The following is a 15,210-nucleotide window of genomic DNA, read 5'->3' on the forward strand; positions in this document are numbered from 1 at the left end:
GAAGCAGCATCTTAAGTAATGCGGCTCTGCGTTCAGGTGAATAGTACGGCACGACCAGTCTCTTTCCGCCCCCGATATGCTTTTTTTGGAAAAACCGGAGAGGCGACAACTATCCTGACACCGGGGGACACCGGGGGCCTCTGCCAATTGGAATCACCCCCAAGGCAGAAGGGACGGTAGCGGCCTGCGGGCTGTTTACATCAACGCGCCTACCGAGGATGGCATTCGTGTACAACATCCGCACGTAGCTGATTGGAAGCTCTGGTAATGAGAATAGCCGTAGCCTTATTGGGCGTTTTACTCCTCACGGGATGTCAGGTCACAAACACCAACTCGGGCGAGAATGACCCCAAATATCCTTGGTGGGAGCTGGCGTTCATCAAACCCAATTTCATGAACGTGTGGGTTGAAGACAGCTCGGTGGAAGACATCAACGGCAAAACTTTCTTGCGTGCGGGGGGAGGCAATGCAAGTGGTGCCGAACCTGATGATGGAAAAGAGTCCGCCCGTGGCTGGATTGGAGTTGGCGGCACCGGGAAACCCGTGATTGGGGCAGGTCTACCAAAGCGTATTTTCGTACGTTGGCAATCAATACCAGAACAAAAAACCTACCGGGCTTGGGTCGATATCCCAGAAGAGGCGAGACAAGTGATGGAGATATCCACTCACCAACGTTGCCCCGAAACATCGGAAAAAACTGCGCGGTTTATGGCATCGGTCTATTTGGGACTTTCACCAGGTGGAGTCGTACAGGTTTGGGTGAGGGATTTATGTCGACGCCCAGTTAAAGTTGCCCGCGCCCAAGCAGAATTGGAGCCGTTAGGGCCGGAGCAGGGTAAGAACGGCGGTCAATACGCTTATCCAGTGAGTGAAAAGGCCAAGCGTTACATCGACAAGTACGGCATTCCGTACGGTAGTCGTCGCCCGTCGCCTGTGAAACGCCTCCTAACCTTGCTTTGTGCTCTGTCGGTCGGCGTTTTTCTAGGTGGTTGTCAGTCAAGCGATCCGCTACCAGCCAAAAATGCCCCCCAATCCCCATCCTGTGCACTTGCTCACTTCTCAAGCTGTTTTCGAATCGTTTTCAGCTCCTGCCGCCTCGCCGCATTGACCGCCGGGTAACTTAACTTCAGACCTTCCAATGCATTGAGCACGATCTTCGACACGATCGTCGCGCGTTGTGCTTGTTGTCGGCCGGCACGATGAACCAGGGCGAGTCCGCCGTGCTGGTCGCGCCCAGGGCATGTCCATAGGCTTGCATGTAGTCGTCCCAGTACTCGCGCTCGGCGATGTCGGCCTTGCTGAACTTCCAATTCTTGTCGGGCTCATCGATGCGCGCCAGCAGGCGCTTGCGTGCTTTCATTCAGATAGCAACTGGTCGACGTGTCGCCAGGAGCCATGGTGAAAAATAAAAACGCCCGAAGAGATTCGGGCGTTTTCATGAGAGAGACGTTAGAAGAAATCTCAACGAAACGCCGGCACCACATGCTTGATAAACAACTCCAGCGACTTCTTTTTCTCCTCATGCGGCAGACTGTTATCACACCAGAAACTGAACTCATCCACCCCCAGTTCCTGGTAGTACTTGATCCGCGGAATGATCGCTTCCGGCGTACCAATCATCGCCGTTTTGTGCAGGCTTTCCAGCTCAAACTCCGGACGCCCGGCGAACTTCTCTTCCGGGCTCGGGGCGAGGAAGCCATTGACCGGTGTCTCCTTGTTGCCAAACCACGCATCGAACGTGCGATAGAACCGTGAGATCGCTTTCGCGCCGACTTTCCAGCCGTCCGGGTTATCAGCCGAGTGCACGTGGGTGTGGCGCAGCACCATCAATTGCGGGCGCGGCACGTCGGGGTTGTTGTCCAGCGCAGTCTGGAACTTGTTCTTCAGGTCGAGGACTTCTTCGTCGCCCTTCATCAGCGGCGTGACCATGACGTTGCAGCCGTTGGCCACGGCGAAGTTGTGCGAGTCCGGGTCGCGGGCGGCGATCCACATCGGCGGGTTCGGCTTCTGGATCGGTTTGGGCACGCTGGTGGAGGTGGGGAATTTCCAGATGTCGCCGTTGTGCGCGTAGTCGCCTTGCCACAGGGCGCGGACCACCGGGACCATTTCGCGCAGGGCCTGGCCGCCACTTGATGCGGGCATGCCGCCGGCCATGCGATCGAATTCGACTTGATAGGCGCCGCGTGCCAGACCGACTTCCATGCGGCCGTTGCTGATGACATCGAGCAACGCGCATTCACCGGCGACCCGCAGTGGGTGCCAGAACGGCGCGATGATGGTGCCGGCGCCGAGGTGGATGGTGGTGGTTTTCGCCGCGAGGTAGGCCAGCAGCGGCATCGGGCTTGGCGAGATGGTGTATTCCATCGCGTGGTGTTCGCCGATCCACACGGTGCTGAAACCACCGGCCTCGGCCATCAGGGTCAGTTCGGTGAGGTCTTCGAACAGTTGGCGGTGGCTGACGCTTTCGTCCCAGCGTTCCATGTGGATGAACAGGGAAAATTTCATGACGCTTCCTCGGATCTTTTGTTGTTGAGGCTACGTGTGGGAGCGGGCTTGCTCGCGAATGCGGTGGATCAATCGAAATCTCTGGTGGCTGACACATCGCTTTCGGGAGCAAGCCCCCTCCCACAGTGGGTCTGTGTGGGGCTGAAACTTTGCTCAGGCCAGGACGGGCAGGGCGCCCATCTTGCCGTGGCAATACACCAGCGGCCCGGTGTGCTGCTCGGGGACGATCAGATTCTTCACCGCGCCGACCATGATGGCGTGGTCGCCGCCTTCGTATTCGCGCCACAGCTCACACTCGATGATAGCCGTCGCGTTGGCCAGGATCGGGTTGCCCAGTTCGCTCAACGTCCACTCGATGCCTTGCGCTTTGTACTTGCCTTTACGGGCGAACGCGTAGGCTTCGCTTTGTTGGCCGCCGGACAGAACGTGAATCGCAAAGCGTTTGTTCTTGATCAGCACGGGATAGGAATCAGAACTGTAATTGGGGCAGAACAGCACCAGCGCCGGGTCCATCGACAATGAACTGAAGGCGCTGGCGGTCAGACCGACAATCTGACCGTCATCGTCCAGGGTGGTGATAACGGTTACGCCGGACGGGAACGAGCCCATGACTTGTTTGTAGATGGCGGCATCGATCATTGGACAGTCCTCGGGTGGTGTGACGCTGTTTTTATGTGTTTATTGGTCTGATGGTATACCACAATTTTATCTTTGCAAGGGCTTTTAAGCTGAACCGATGAACGTGCCGCGTTCGTCGTAAACTCAACGTTTACGGGCTTTTAAGCTATTTGCCAGGCCGCTGTTTCAGCGAGGATGGCGGATCAGATAGCACCGTGAACTGCGGGCCAGTCTTGTGAGGTTATTGGAATACCATAATATGGCTTGCATCTTAGGGGCGACCAAAGAGTCCTCCCGGTTTGGCTTCATACAACGATAAGAACAGACAAACTCGAGTTCATGCATATGTCCCGGCAAGATCCGTTGATCGAGAATCACACGGTCGACTACGTCCCACTCGCGGAACGCCACGGGAAGGCCCGCGACCTTTTCACCCTTTGGTTCAGCACCAACATTGCGCCACTGCCCATCGTCACCGGCGCCATGGTGGTTCAGGTGTTCCATCTCGACTTGTTCTGGGGGCTGCTGGCGATTGTGCTGGGGCACATGATCGGTGGCGTGGTGATCGCCCTGGCGTCGGCACAAGGCCCGCCCATGGGCATTCCGCACGTGATCCTGGCGGGATGCTGCATGGTCGCACTCGGCGCTTCGGCGGATCTCATTTCCGAGTTCATCGGTTTGATTCTGGCGCTGTTGCTGTTGCTGGTGCCGTGGGCGTCGATCAACCTGATCGACTTTTACCTGATCAAACGCGGCTGCTACGACATCACCTCGATTTTCCGTGCTGACGGTGGCATTTACGGACGCTTCAATCTGCACGCGATCATTGCCTATTTCATCGGCATCGTCGTGCAGTTGCCGTTCGCCAATACTTCACTGTACGTCGGGCCTTACGCCAATCTGGTCGACGGTGCGGATCTGTCGTGGCTGGTTGGCCTGGTGGTGACGATTCCTCTTTATTACTGCCTGGCGACGCGTGGCCAGAGTCAGACCGGGCAGAGCAGGGCGGTCAAGTTGGGTTACACCGACTGAGTTGATCCTCGACCTGACAATGCCCGGCAAAACTGCCGGGCATTGTTGTTTCCGCATCCCGGTGGTCATTCAAATTGGCCATATCGATCCCCTTTTGGCCCATCCCCCACTGTGCTCAGGCGCCGCTGTCAGCAAGAATCAATGCCACAACGAGACGCTGAAACTTTATTACCCTTGGCTACCTTTAAAGCCGCTGCCGTGTACAGAACATAAAAACCATCGACTCACGCCGCATTTTGGGGAAACAACCATGGTCACGATGAAACGCATTCTGGGCGCCACCGTGTGTGGGCTGACGCTGCTGGCCAGCGCCGTTCAGGCCGAGCAGCGCGAGCTGCGCGTCTATAACTGGGCGGACTACATCCTGCCGTCGGTGCCCAAGGATTTCGCCGCGAAAACCGGTATCAAAGTGACCTGGGACACCTTCGACACCAACGAATCGCTGGAAGCCAAACTGCTGACCGGCAACTCCGGTTACGACCTGGTGGTGCCGTCGAACCAGTTCCTTGAAACGCAGATCAAGACTGGGGTGTTTCAGAAACTGGATAAATCGAAACTGCCGAACTGGAGCCACCAGGATCCGGATCTGTTGAAACTGCTGGGCAAGAACGATCCGGGCAACCAGTACGGCGTGCCTTACATGGTCGGTACCGTGCTGATCGGCTTCAACCCGGCCAAGGTCAAGGCTGCATTGGGCGACAATGCGCCGGTGGACAGTTGGGATCTGGTGTTCAAGCCGCAGAACATGGAAAAGCTCAAATCCTGCGGTGTAGCGATGCTTGATTCGCCGACAGAAATCCTGCCGCTGGCCCTGCATTACCTGGGCCTCGATCCGAACAGCCAGAACCCGGCCGACTATGAAAAAGCCAAGGAGCTGATGCTCAAGGTTCGCCCCTACGTAACCTATTTCAACTCGGCCAAGTACATGACCGACATCGCCAACGGCGACATCTGCGTGGCCATCGGTTACTCCGGCAGCTTCTACCAGTTCGGCAATCGCGCCAAGGAGGCGAAAAACGGCGTAGTGGTTGACTGGCGCTTGCCAAAGGAAGGCGCGCCGATCTGGTTCGACACCTTCGCCATTCCCAAGAGCGCGAAGAACGTCGCCGAGGCCCACGAATTCCTCAACACTTTGCTGGATCCGAAGGTGATTGCACCGATCAGCGATTTCCTCGGTTACCCGAACGCGAACAAGGATTCGATGGCGCTGATCAACAAGGACATCACCGGCAACCCGAACCTGACACCGACCAGCGAAGCGCTGAAAACGCTCTACGTGGTTCAGCCATTGCCGCAAAAGCTTGAGCGCGTCCGCACCCGCGTCTGGACCAGTATCAAGTCCGATAAATAGCAGCACATAACCTTGTGGGAGCAGCTTGCTCCCACATGGATTTACGGAGATTGTTTTTCCGGCGTTTTTTCTCTGGTCATCATCAGGCTCAACAACACTGAGCCCAGAATCACCACACCCACCACCGCCAGCGACCACTCCACCGGCATGTGGAGCCACGGCATCAACGTCATCTTGGCGCCAATGAACACCAGCACAATCGCCAGCCCGTACTTGAGCAGATGAAAGCGCTCAGCCATGTCTGCCAGCAGGAAATACAGCGCCCGCAGGCCCATGATCGCGAAGATGTTCGAGGTGAACACGATGAACGGGTCGGTGGTGACGGCGAAGATCGCCGGGATGCTGTCGACCGCAAACATCAGGTCGCTCGCTTCGATCAACACCAGTACCAGAAACATCGGTGTGGCCCAGCGCACGCTGTTTTGCAGCACGAAAAAGCGCTCGCCATGAAAGTCCTTGGTGATCCGCATGTGCCCGCGGACCCAGCGCAGCAAAGGGTTTTTTTCCAGATCCGGTTGTTGCTCGGCGAACACCAGCATCTTGACCCCGGTGATGATCAAAAACACGCCGAAGGCATACAGCAGCCACTCGAACTGCGACACCAGCCACACGCCGGCAAAAATCATCACCGCACGCATCACGATCGCCCCGAGCACGCCGTACAGCAGCACCCGGCGCTGCAACTCCGGCGGCACGGCGAAGTAGCTGAAGATCATCACGAAGATGAACATGTTGTCGATCGACAACGATTGCTCGATCAGGTAACCGGTGAGGAATTCGAGGGTTTTCTGCCGGGCGATTTCGCCGCCGAACGTGCCGTTCAGGTACCACCAGAGCAACCCCGCGAAACTCAATGCCAACAAGCACCAGGCAATGACCCAGGACAAGGCTTCGCGCACCGAGACGCGATGCGCCTTGCGCCCCCCGAACACAAACAAATCCAGTGCCAGCATGGCGAGTACGAAGACGATGAAGGCGCCCCACATCCAGGGTTCGCCGATATTGATGTTCGTGGCAGGCATGTCGCGCTCCCTGTCTTTGTTGTACGAGCTTTGTTTGAGTGAGGGTCAGACGAGGCCATGCTAGCGACGAGTTTGCGCCAAAGAAAAATCGTTTATTTCTGGGGGAGAGTTCGTAAAAAACGAAGTGTCGGGTCGCAGCGGCGATCTTCTGGAGTCGCTGGCGGTTCGCTGATTAACGAAAAAACTCCCCTGGCGTTTCGCCGAACTGTTGGCGAAACGCCGCGATAAACGCCGAGGTCGAATCGTAGCCACAGGCCAGCGCGACGTCGGTAACGCGTTCACCTTTCTCCAATGGCGTCAGGGCGCCGAGCAGGCGTAAGCGCTGGCGCCAGGCACGAAAGGTCAGGCCGGTATCGCGCAGGAACAGGCGTGTCAGGGTCTTTTCGGTGACGCCGAATTTCTCGCTCCAGTGGCTTAGTGTGGTTTGCTGTTCCGGATGCTGCTCCAGGCTCTGGTAGATCTGCCGCAAACGTGCGTCCTGAGGCAGCGGCAGCATCAGATCAATCTGGGGTGCCTCGGCCAATTGATCGAGGATCACTTGCGCCAAGCGTCCATGGGCGCCGTTCTGGTCGTATTCCACAGGCACCCGGCTGAACGCGCGGATCAGCTCCCTGAGCAAATCGCTGACGCCCAGCACATGGCAATGCCCAACCGCCCAACCGGCGACACTGCAATCGATGTACAGGCTGCGCATCTCGGTGTGCGGTGAGCTGAATACCCGGTGCGGCACGCCGGCCGGAATCCACACGGCGCGCTCCGGCGGCGCAACGAAACGTCCGGCGCTGGTCTGTACTTCGAGCAAGCCCTGAATGGCGTAAGACAGTTGCACCCAAGGGTGGCTGTGGCGACGGGTCAGCGCACGATTGGGCAGCGATTCGGTGCGCCCGTACAGTGGGCGCGGCAGGCTGGGCAGCCCGGGAATGCTGCGTCGGATGCTCTTTGTGTGTCCTTTAGGCGGCATCTGCGGGCTCTTCGGCGTTAGTCGGTAATGGCCTGTCACGTTAGAGTCGTCGGCACGCACTGGCAACCCCCGGATGAACACACCATGACGCGCCCACGATTTTTGCCCGACAACTTCACCCTGACGCTGATTGGCGTTGTGTTGCTGGCCAGTTTTCTGCCCGCCAGCGGCCAGGTCGCGGTCGGTTTTGGCTGGTTGACCAACATTGCCATCGCGCTACTGTTTTTCCTCCACGGCGCCAAACTTTCCCGCGAGTCGATTATTGCCGGTGCGGGTCACTGGCGCCTGCATTTGCTGGTGTTCGGCCTGACGTTTGTCCTTTTCCCGCTATTGGGTCTGGCGCTGAAACCGCTGCTGTCACCGTTGATCGGTGATCAGCTGTACATGGGCATGCTTTACCTGTGCGCCTTGCCAGCCACGGTGCAGTCGGCCATTGCCTTCACTTCGCTGGCGCGGGGCAATATTCCAGCGGCGATTTGCAGCGCAGCGGCGTCCAGCCTGTTCGGGATTTTCCTCACGCCGTTACTGGTGACGTTGTTGCTTGACGTGCAGGGCGACGGCGGTTCGACCCTCGATGCGATCCTGAAAATCAGTGTGCAACTGCTGCTGCCCTTCATTGCCGGGCAGGTCGCACGGCGCTGGATTGGTGCGTGGGTGGGGCGCAACAAAAACTGGCTGAAATTTGTCGATCAAGGCTCGATTCTGCTGGTGGTTTATGGCGCGTTCAGTGAAGCCGTCAACGAAGGTATCTGGCATCAGATCCCAATCGCCGATCTGCTGGGGCTGGTGGTGGTGTGCTGCATCTTGCTGGCGCTGGTACTGGTGGCGTCGACGCTGCTGGGCAAGGCGTTTGGCTTCAGCCAGGAAGACCGCATCACCATTTTGTTCTGCGGCTCGAAAAAGAGCCTGGCCACCGGCGTGCCGATGGCGCAGGTGTTGTTTGCCGGGAGCACCATCGGCGTGCTGATCCTGCCGCTGATGCTGTTCCATCAGATTCAACTGATGGTCTGCGCGGTGTTGGCGCAGCGCTATGCGAAACGGCCGGAGTCGGTGCCGGAATTGATGGCGCAGGTGGATCCGTGATCAAAACCGAACGCCCTGATTTTCTGGGCGCCGCACTCCGTGAGGATGATGTTTGAAGATAGAGCGTTCGCTTCCTTGCAGGCAGCCGCAAGAACCAATCAGTCTAAAAACACTCATCCGTGCTCGCGTCGCTTTGCTAGGCTACAAAGATGTAGGCGAAGACGCAGACTGATGCGCAAGCGGATAGCAAGGGGACGTGGGGCGCGTTCCGAAGGGTACACGGTTAGAAAGATCTCCGCGCTGAGATCCAGCCCTTACGCCGTGTGAAGCAGCCGAGACCGTACCTTTTCAATTTGGTCCGGTACTGTGAGAAGCCTGATAAACCTTGTAAGCCAGAGACCAGCACTGGCCGCCTACTCGAATACCAAAGCCCGCATCGTGCGGGCTTTGTCGTGCTTGCCGGACTAGATTTTCGTCAGTGCTTGGGCCAGATCGGCGCGCAAGTCCTCGATGTCTTCGACACCGACGGACAAACGCACCAGCCCATCACCAATGCCCAGTTTTGCGCGGGTTTCAGGTGGAATGGTGGCGTGGGTCATGATCGCCGGATGCTCGATGAGGCTTTCGACGCCGCCGAGGCTTTCGGCCAGGGCGAAGATCTTCACGGTTTCCAGAAAACGCCGCGCACCGGCCAGATCGCTGTTCAAGTCCACGGCGATCATCCCGCCGAAGCCGCGCATCTGTCGCTTGGCCAGTTCGTGCTGCGGGTGGGATGGCAGGCCCGGGTAATAAACACGCTTGACCTGCGGCTGATGCTCCAGCCACTGCGCCAGATCCAGCGCATTGCTGCAATGACGCTCCATGCGCAGCGCCAGGGTTTTCACCCCGCGCAACGTGAGAAACGCATCGAACGGCCCGGCGATCGCGCCGACCGCATTCTGCAAAAAGCCCAAACGCTCGGCCAGTTCGGCGTTCTGCCCGACGACCGCGATGCCGCCGATCACATCGGAGTGACCGTTCAGGTACTTGGTGGTCGAGTGCAGCACAATGTCGAAACCCAGCTCCAGCGGCCGCTGGATATACGGGCTGGCGAAGGTGTTGTCGGCAACCGTGATGATCCCGCGGGCCCGGCAGAGGCGGGCAATGGCGGCCAGATCCGACAGGCTCAGCAATGGGTTGGTCGGTGTTTCGACCATGACCATACGCGTGTCCTCCTGCAGCGCCGCTTCGAACGCTGAGAGGTCGGTCAGATCGACGTAGCTGAAACGATGCCCGGCGCTGCGTTGACGCACCTTGTCGAACAGCCGGAAGGTGCCGCCGTACAGGTCGTTGCCGGAAATGACGTGTGAACCCGCGTCGAGCAATTCCAGTACCGTGGAGATCGTCGCCAGCCCGGAAGCGAACGCAAATGCACGGGTGCCACCCTCCAGATCCGCCACGCAGCGTTCCAGCGCAAAGCGCGTCGGGTTGTGCGAGCGGCCGTAGTCAAAACCCTTGTGCACGCCGGGGCTGTCTTGCAGGTAAGTGGAGTTGGCATAGATCGGCGGCATCAGCGCGCCGGTGGTCGGGTCCGGTTCCTGCCCGGCATGGATCACCCGGGTCGCGAAACCTTGGGCATTCTTGTCGTGCTGACTCATGCGAGGGATCTCCGTAATTGGTTAAGCATGTCGGTGCGGGTGATCAGGCCATGAAAGCCTGAAGCATCGGCGATGATTGCCACGAGGCCGCGGCTGAGCACTGATTCCAGCTCAGCGAGGGGCGCACCGGGGGCGAGGGTTTGCAGTTTGTCGGTCATCACGCTGGAGACCGATTGGCTGAAGCGAGCGGCATCTTCGTGAACGGCCAGCAGGATGTCCGATTCGTCGATCACGCCGACCAGTTCCTTGCCTTCAACCAGTACCGGCAACTGCGAGACATCCGCCAGGCGCATGCGCTGGAACGCGGTCAGCAACGTGTCGCCGGGGCCGACGCTGATCACCCGGCCGTCCTCGAAACGCCGTGCGATCAGATCGCGCAAGTCGCCGTAGCCCTTGCGCTGCAACAGGCCCTGATCGGTCATCCACTGATCGTTGTAGACCTTGGACAAATAGCGCGTGCCGGTATCGCAGACGAAACTCACCACGCGTTTCGGTTCGGTCTGTTCGCGGCAATAACGCAAGGCCGCTGCGAGCAGGGTACCCGTCGACGAGCCGCCGAGTATGCCCTCGGCGCGCAGCAATTGGCGGGCGTGATCGAAGCTTTCTTCATCGCTGATCGAGTAGGCGTGGCGGACGCTGGAGAGGTCGGTGATCGACGGAATGAAGTCTTCGCCAATGCCTTCAACCGCCCAGGAACCGGGTTTGGGCAGCGTGCCGTCGCGGCTGTATTGAGCCATCACCGAGCCCACCGGATCGGCCAGAACCATCTCCAGATCCGGTTGCACGCGTTTGAAGAAGCGGGTCAGTCCGGTCAGCGTGCCGGCCGAACCGACGCCGACCACAATCGCATCCAGATCATGCTCGGTCTGCGCCCAGATCTCCGGCGCGGTGCTGCACTCATGGGCCAGCGGGTTGGCCGGGTTGTTGAACTGATCAGCGAAAAACGCGCCGGGAATGTCTTTCGCCAACCGCGCCGCGACGTCCTGGTAATACTCGGGATGACCCTTGCCGACATCCGAGCGGGTGATGTGCACCTCGGCACCCATGGCTTTCAAGTGCAGGACTTTCTCGGTGGACATTTTGTCTGGCACCACCAGCACCACGCGATAACCCTTGGCGCGGCCGACTAGTGCGAGGCCCAGCCCGGTATTGCCGGCCGTGGCTTCGACAATCGTGCCGCCGGGTTGCAGGCGACCATCACGTTCGGCGGTGTCGATCATCGCCAGGCCGATGCGATCCTTGATCGAGCCGCCGGGGTTTTGTGATTCAAGTTTGAGAAACAGCGTGCATGGCCCGGTATTGAAGCGGGTGACTTGTACCAGCGGTGTATTTCCTATCAGCCCAAGGACGGCGGGGCGGGATTCCTTTGACATTCTTCACCTCTTGTTGGTGATGGATCGCGTTCCGTTCGCGAGGAAAAGCCTCGTTTGCAACATAGGCCCGGACAGACTTGCCCGCAACCTTTGAACAGTCTCATCGGGAAAGTGCTGACCGGGCTCAGGCCATAACGAAAAATGCTCCGCATCTTTCGATACGGAGCATTTTTTTGAGCACTTAGCCGATTGCCAGGTTTTCACGCCATCTGAATTGGCGTTTTTTATCGGCTAACCGAAGATCACTCTTCGATGTTGCCCATGGCGGTGGTGTTGAAACCGCCGTCCACGTACATGATTTCACCGCTGATGCCCGACGCCAGATCGGAGCACAGGAAGGCGCCGGCGTTGCCGACTTCGTCGATGGTGACGTTGCGACGCAGTGGGGTTTGCGCTTCGTTGGCGGCCAGCATCTTGCGGAAGTTCTTGATGCCGGAAGCGGCCAGGGTGCGGATCGGACCAGCCGATACGCAGTTGACGCGGGTGCCGTCCGGGCCCAGGGAACCGGCCAGATAACGCACGCCCGCTTCCAGCGAAGCCTTGGCCATGCCCATCACGTTGTAGTTCGGCATGGTGCGCTCTGCGCCCAGGTACGACAGGGTCAGCAGGCTGCCGTTGCGGCCTTTCATCATTTCGCGGCCAGCTTTGGCCAGGGCCACGAAGCTGTAGGCGCTGATGTCGTGAGCGATGCGGAAACCGTCACGGGTGGTGGCTTCGGTGAAGTCGCCGTCCAGTTGATCGCCCGGGGCGAAACCAACGGAGTGGACGATGCAGTCCAGGCCGTCCCACTTCTTGCTCAATGCTTCGAAGACCTTGGCGATTTCTTCATCGCTGGCCACGTCGCACGGGAAGCACAGCTCAGGGCTCGAACCCCAGCCTTGGGCGAATTCTTCGACACGACCTTTGAGTTTGTCGTTCTGATAAGTGAAGGCAAGCTCAGCGCCCTCGCGATGCATGGCGGCAGCGATGCCGGATGCGATGGACAGCTTGCTGGCGACACCGACGATCAGTACGCGCTTACCGGCGAGAAAACCCATGTGTTGCTCCTCTTTCAGGTTATTGCGCAGTGGCTGGTGCCAAAAAAGCGGCTTCCAGCAACTGCTGTGTATACGGATGTTGAGGGGCGGCAAAGATACTTTGCGCGTCCCCCTGTTCGACCACTTGGCCATGCTTGACCACCATCAACTGGTGGCTCAGCGCTTTGACGACAGCCAGATCATGGCTGATGAACAAATACGTCAGGTTGTACTTGGCTTGCAGTGAACGCAAGAGCTCCACCACTTGCCGCTGCACCGTCCGGTCGAGCGCCGACGTCGGCTCGTCCAAAAGGATCAGCGCCGGTTTGAGCACCAAAGCCCGGGCAATGGCGATTCTCTGCCGTTGCCCACCGGAAAATTCGTGGGGGTAGCGGTGCCGGGTTTCCGGATCCAGACCTACCTCCTTCAATGCCGCAATAATCGCCGCTTCCTGCTCGGCGGCGGTGCCCATCTTGTGAATCCGCAGGCCTTCGCCAACGATGTCGCTCACGCACATTCGTGGGCTCAGGCTGCCAAACGGGTCCTGAAACACCACCTGCATCTCCCGACGCAACGGACGAATCTCGTTCTGCGTCAGGCAGTCTAGCTGCTTGCCTTCAAAGCGGATCGCGCCTTTGCTGCCGATCAGCCGCAAAATCGCCAGACCCAGCGTGGATTTACCTGATCCGCTTTCGCCAACAATCCCCAGCGTCTGCCCCTGAGGCAAGCTGAAATGGATACCATCGACTGCCTTGACGTAATCCACCGTGCGCTTGAGCAAGCCTTTCTTGATCGGAAACCAGACTTTCAGGTTCTCGACTTCAAGCAGCGGCGCCCCGATTTCATTGGTCGCCGGGCCTCCGCTGGGCTCTGCGCCGAGCAATTCCCGAGTGTACGGGTGCTGCGGCGAACGGAACAGCTCTTCGCACGATGCCTGTTCGACGATGCAACCGCGCTGCATGACACATACGCGATGCGCAATTCTTCGCACAAGGTTCAAATCGTGACTGATCAGTAGCAGCGACATGCCCAATCGCGCCTGAAGCTCCTTGAGCAAATCGAGGATTTTCAGCTGAACGGTCACGTCCAGGGCGGTGGTCGGTTCGTCCGCGATCAGCAGTTCCGGCTCATTGGCCAGGGCCATGGCGATCATCACCCGCTGGCGCTGGCCACCGGATAATTCGTGGGGCAGGGCCTTGAGGCGCTTGTGGGGCTCGGGGATGCCAACCATCTCCAGCAATTGCAGCGTGCGCTGGGTCGCGACTTTGCCGGTCAGGCCCTTGTGGATGCCCAGCACCTCGTTGATCTGCTTCTCAATCGAATGCAGTGGGTTGAGCGACGTCATCGGCTCCTGAAAGATCATCGCGATGCGGTTCCCGCGGATGTGACGCAGGGCCTTTTCGCTCAGGCTCAGCAGATTTTTCCCGGAGTAATTGATGCTGCCGGCCGGATGGCGGGCCATCGGGTAGGGCAGCAAGCGCAGAATCGAATGCGCTGTCACCGATTTGCCCGAGCCGGATTCGCCGACCAAGGCCAGGGTTTCGCCGCGCTTGATGTCGAAACTCACACCTTCGACGACCCGGTGTACGCGCTCACCGAAACCGAATTCGACGGCGAGGTCGCGCACTTCGATCAGATTGTCCTGACTCATTTCACTTCCTCGGGTCGAAGGCATCGCGAGCGGACTCGCCGATAAACACCAGCAAACTCAGCATCAGCGCCAACACGGCGAAGGCACTGATGCCCAGCCACGGCGCTTGCAGGTTGGATTTGCCCTGAGCGACCAGTTCACCCAGCGACGGACTGCCGGCCGGCAAGCCGAAACCCAGGAAGTCCAGCGCGGTGAGGGTGCCGATGGCGCCGGTGAGGATGAACGGCATGAAAGTCATGGTCGAGACCATGGCGTTGGGCAGGATGTGGCGGAACATGATCGCGCCGTTCTGCATGCCCAGTGCCCTGGCTGCGCGCACGTACTCGAGGTTGCGGCCACGGAGGAACTCGGCACGTACCACGTCGACCAGACTCATCCATGAAAACAGCAACATGATCCCCAGCAACCACCAGAAATTGGGCTGGACGAAGCTGGCGAGAATGATCAGTAAATACAGCACCGGTAAACCCGACCAGATTTCCAGAAAACGCTGGCCGGCCAAATCGACCCAGCCGCCGTAGAAGCCCTGCAGGGCCCCGGCAAGTACGCCGATGATCGAGCTGAGTACGGTCAACGTCAGGGCAAACAGCACCGAGATACGGAAGCCGTAAATCACCCGCGCCAGCACATCGCGGCCCTGATCGTCAGTGCCCAGCAGGTTGTCCGCCGACGGTGGGGCCGGGGCCGGGACTTTCAGGTCGTAGTTGATGCTTTGATAGCTATACGGAATTGGCGCCCACAGCACCCAAGCCTTTTTGGCTTCGAGCAGTTTGCGGATGTACGGGCTCTTGTAGTTGGCTTCCAGCGGAAATTCGCCGCCGAAGGTGGTTTCCGGGTAGCGCTTGATTGCCGGGAAATACCAATTGTTGTCGTAATGCACCACCAGCGGTTTGTCGTTGGCGATCAGCTCGGCGCCCAGGCTCAACCCGAACAGGATCAGAAACAGCCACAGCGACCACCAGCCACGTTTGTTGGCCTTGAACAATTCGAAGCGGCGGCGGTTGAGAGGGGACAGGTTCAT

General features: G+C 58.9%; 13 protein-coding genes and 1 pseudogene. 4 read left to right on the top strand and 10 right to left on the bottom strand.

The window, feature by feature from the left end:
• Window positions 1-267 precede the first annotated feature (267 nt).
• Window positions 268-918 (top strand): annotated as a pseudogene (locus AACY11_RS24055) (DUF2931 family protein); the annotation flags it as partial.
• Window positions 919-1,126: 208 nt separating this feature from the next.
• Here the strand turns inward: AACY11_RS24055 and AACY11_RS24060 are convergent.
• The 3 genes from AACY11_RS24060 to AACY11_RS24070 all read right to left on the bottom strand — a co-directional run bounded on the left by AACY11_RS24060 (window position 1,127) and on the right by AACY11_RS24070 (window position 3,144).
• Window positions 1,127-1,360, bottom strand: coding sequence for a hypothetical protein (locus AACY11_RS24060; RefSeq protein ID WP_339495862.1), 234 nt, complete (start codon window positions 1,358-1,360; stop codon window positions 1,127-1,129).
• Window positions 1,361-1,461: 101 nt separating this feature from the next.
• On the bottom strand, window positions 1,462-2,505 hold the full coding sequence (locus AACY11_RS24065) for an LLM class flavin-dependent oxidoreductase (RefSeq protein WP_339466441.1): 1,044 nt from the start codon (window positions 2,503-2,505) through the stop codon (window positions 1,462-1,464).
• Window positions 2,506-2,658: 153 nt separating this feature from the next.
• Complete coding sequence (locus AACY11_RS24070; protein WP_339495863.1) at window positions 2,659-3,144, bottom strand: flavin reductase family protein; 486 nt, start codon at window positions 3,142-3,144, stop codon at window positions 2,659-2,661.
• Between the two features lie 324 nt (window positions 3,145-3,468).
• Between AACY11_RS24070 and AACY11_RS24075 the strand changes: the two genes are divergently transcribed.
• Both AACY11_RS24075 and AACY11_RS24080 read left to right on the top strand, forming a co-directional pair.
• A complete protein-coding gene (locus tag AACY11_RS24075) occupies window positions 3,469-4,155 on the top strand; it encodes a cytosine permease (RefSeq protein ID WP_339433724.1) in 687 nt (228 codons plus the stop codon).
• Between the two features lie 250 nt (window positions 4,156-4,405).
• Window positions 4,406-5,506 carry a polyamine ABC transporter substrate-binding protein gene (locus AACY11_RS24080; RefSeq protein WP_339495864.1) on the top strand — a complete coding sequence of 367 codons (1,101 nt, stop codon included), beginning with the start codon at window positions 4,406-4,408 and terminating at the stop codon, window positions 5,504-5,506.
• Window positions 5,507-5,547: 41 nt separating this feature from the next.
• On the opposite strand, the gene AACY11_RS24085 is transcribed toward AACY11_RS24080, so the two are convergent.
• Window positions 5,548-6,528, bottom strand: coding sequence for a TerC family protein (locus AACY11_RS24085; RefSeq protein WP_339433726.1), 981 nt, complete (start codon window positions 6,526-6,528; stop codon window positions 5,548-5,550).
• Window positions 6,529-6,700: 172 nt separating this feature from the next.
• Complete coding sequence (locus AACY11_RS24090; protein WP_339495866.1) at window positions 6,701-7,489, bottom strand: AraC family transcriptional regulator; 789 nt, start codon at window positions 7,487-7,489, stop codon at window positions 6,701-6,703.
• A gap of 84 nt (window positions 7,490-7,573) precedes the next feature.
• Between AACY11_RS24090 and AACY11_RS24095 the strand changes: the two genes are divergently transcribed.
• Entirely contained in the window at window positions 7,574-8,572 is a 999-nt protein-coding gene (locus tag AACY11_RS24095) for a bile acid:sodium symporter family protein (RefSeq protein WP_339466437.1), read from the top strand.
• Between the two features lie 404 nt (window positions 8,573-8,976).
• Here the strand turns inward: AACY11_RS24095 and AACY11_RS24100 are convergent, their stop codons facing one another.
• The 5 genes from AACY11_RS24100 to AACY11_RS24120 form a co-directional block, all read right to left on the bottom strand.
• Entirely contained in the window at window positions 8,977-10,149 is a 1,173-nt protein-coding gene (locus tag AACY11_RS24100) for a cystathionine gamma-synthase (RefSeq protein WP_339433729.1), read from the bottom strand.
• Entirely contained in the window at window positions 10,146-11,522 is a 1,377-nt protein-coding gene (locus tag AACY11_RS24105) for a cystathionine beta-synthase (protein ID WP_339433730.1), read from the bottom strand. Before AACY11_RS24105 ends, AACY11_RS24100 begins: the two co-directional genes overlap by 4 nt.
• Window positions 11,523-11,764: 242 nt before the next feature.
• Window positions 11,765-12,559 (bottom strand): enoyl-ACP reductase FabI, encoded by a 795-nt coding sequence (fabI, locus tag AACY11_RS24110; protein WP_007910591.1) that lies wholly within the window; start codon window positions 12,557-12,559, stop codon window positions 11,765-11,767.
• Window positions 12,560-12,578: 19 nt separating this feature from the next.
• Window positions 12,579-14,189 (bottom strand): ABC transporter ATP-binding protein, encoded by a 1,611-nt coding sequence (locus AACY11_RS24115; protein WP_339495868.1) that lies wholly within the window; start codon window positions 14,187-14,189, stop codon window positions 12,579-12,581.
• A 1-nt stretch (window position 14,190) separates the two neighbouring features.
• Entirely contained in the window at window positions 14,191-15,210 is a 1,020-nt protein-coding gene (locus AACY11_RS24120) for an ABC transporter permease (RefSeq protein WP_339495869.1), read from the bottom strand.

The sequence above is a fragment of the Pseudomonas sp. RA_105y_Pfl2_P56 genome (assembly GCF_963970845.1).
GTDB lineage: Bacteria > Pseudomonadota > Gammaproteobacteria > Pseudomonadales > Pseudomonadaceae > Aquipseudomonas > Aquipseudomonas baetica_A.

What these genes read in the sequence shown, in the direction of transcription:
- AACY11_RS24060 (WP_339495862.1), bottom strand. Translation starts at nt 1,360, where the DNA reads ATGAAAGCACGCAAGCGCCTGCTGGCGCGCATCGATGAGCCCGACAAG.
- AACY11_RS24065 (WP_339466441.1), bottom strand. Translation starts at nt 2,505, where the DNA reads ATGAAATTTTCCCTGTTCATCCACATGGAACGCTGGGACGAAAGCGTC.
- AACY11_RS24070 (WP_339495863.1), bottom strand. Translation starts at nt 3,144, where the DNA reads ATGATCGATGCCGCCATCTACAAACAAGTCATGGGCTCGTTCCCGTCC.
- AACY11_RS24075 (WP_339433724.1), top strand. Translation starts at nt 3,469, where the DNA reads ATGTCCCGGCAAGATCCGTTGATCGAGAATCACACGGTCGACTACGTC.
- AACY11_RS24080 (WP_339495864.1), top strand. Translation starts at nt 4,406, where the DNA reads ATGGTCACGATGAAACGCATTCTGGGCGCCACCGTGTGTGGGCTGACG.
- AACY11_RS24085 (WP_339433726.1), bottom strand. Translation starts at nt 6,528, where the DNA reads ATGCCTGCCACGAACATCAATATCGGCGAACCCTGGATGTGGGGCGCC.
- AACY11_RS24090 (WP_339495866.1), bottom strand. Translation starts at nt 7,489, where the DNA reads ATGCCGCCTAAAGGACACACAAAGAGCATCCGACGCAGCATTCCCGGG.
- AACY11_RS24095 (WP_339466437.1), top strand. Translation starts at nt 7,574, where the DNA reads ATGACGCGCCCACGATTTTTGCCCGACAACTTCACCCTGACGCTGATT.
- AACY11_RS24100 (WP_339433729.1), bottom strand. Translation starts at nt 10,149, where the DNA reads ATGAGTCAGCACGACAAGAATGCCCAAGGTTTCGCGACCCGGGTGATC.
- AACY11_RS24105 (WP_339433730.1), bottom strand. Translation starts at nt 11,522, where the DNA reads ATGTCAAAGGAATCCCGCCCCGCCGTCCTTGGGCTGATAGGAAATACA.
- fabI (WP_007910591.1), bottom strand. Translation starts at nt 12,559, where the DNA reads ATGGGTTTTCTCGCCGGTAAGCGCGTACTGATCGTCGGTGTCGCCAGC.
- AACY11_RS24115 (WP_339495868.1), bottom strand. Translation starts at nt 14,189, where the DNA reads ATGAGTCAGGACAATCTGATCGAAGTGCGCGACCTCGCCGTCGAATTC.
- AACY11_RS24120 (WP_339495869.1), bottom strand. Translation starts at nt 15,210, where the DNA reads ATGAACCTGTCCCCTCTCAACCGCCGCCGCTTCGAATTGTTCAAGGCC.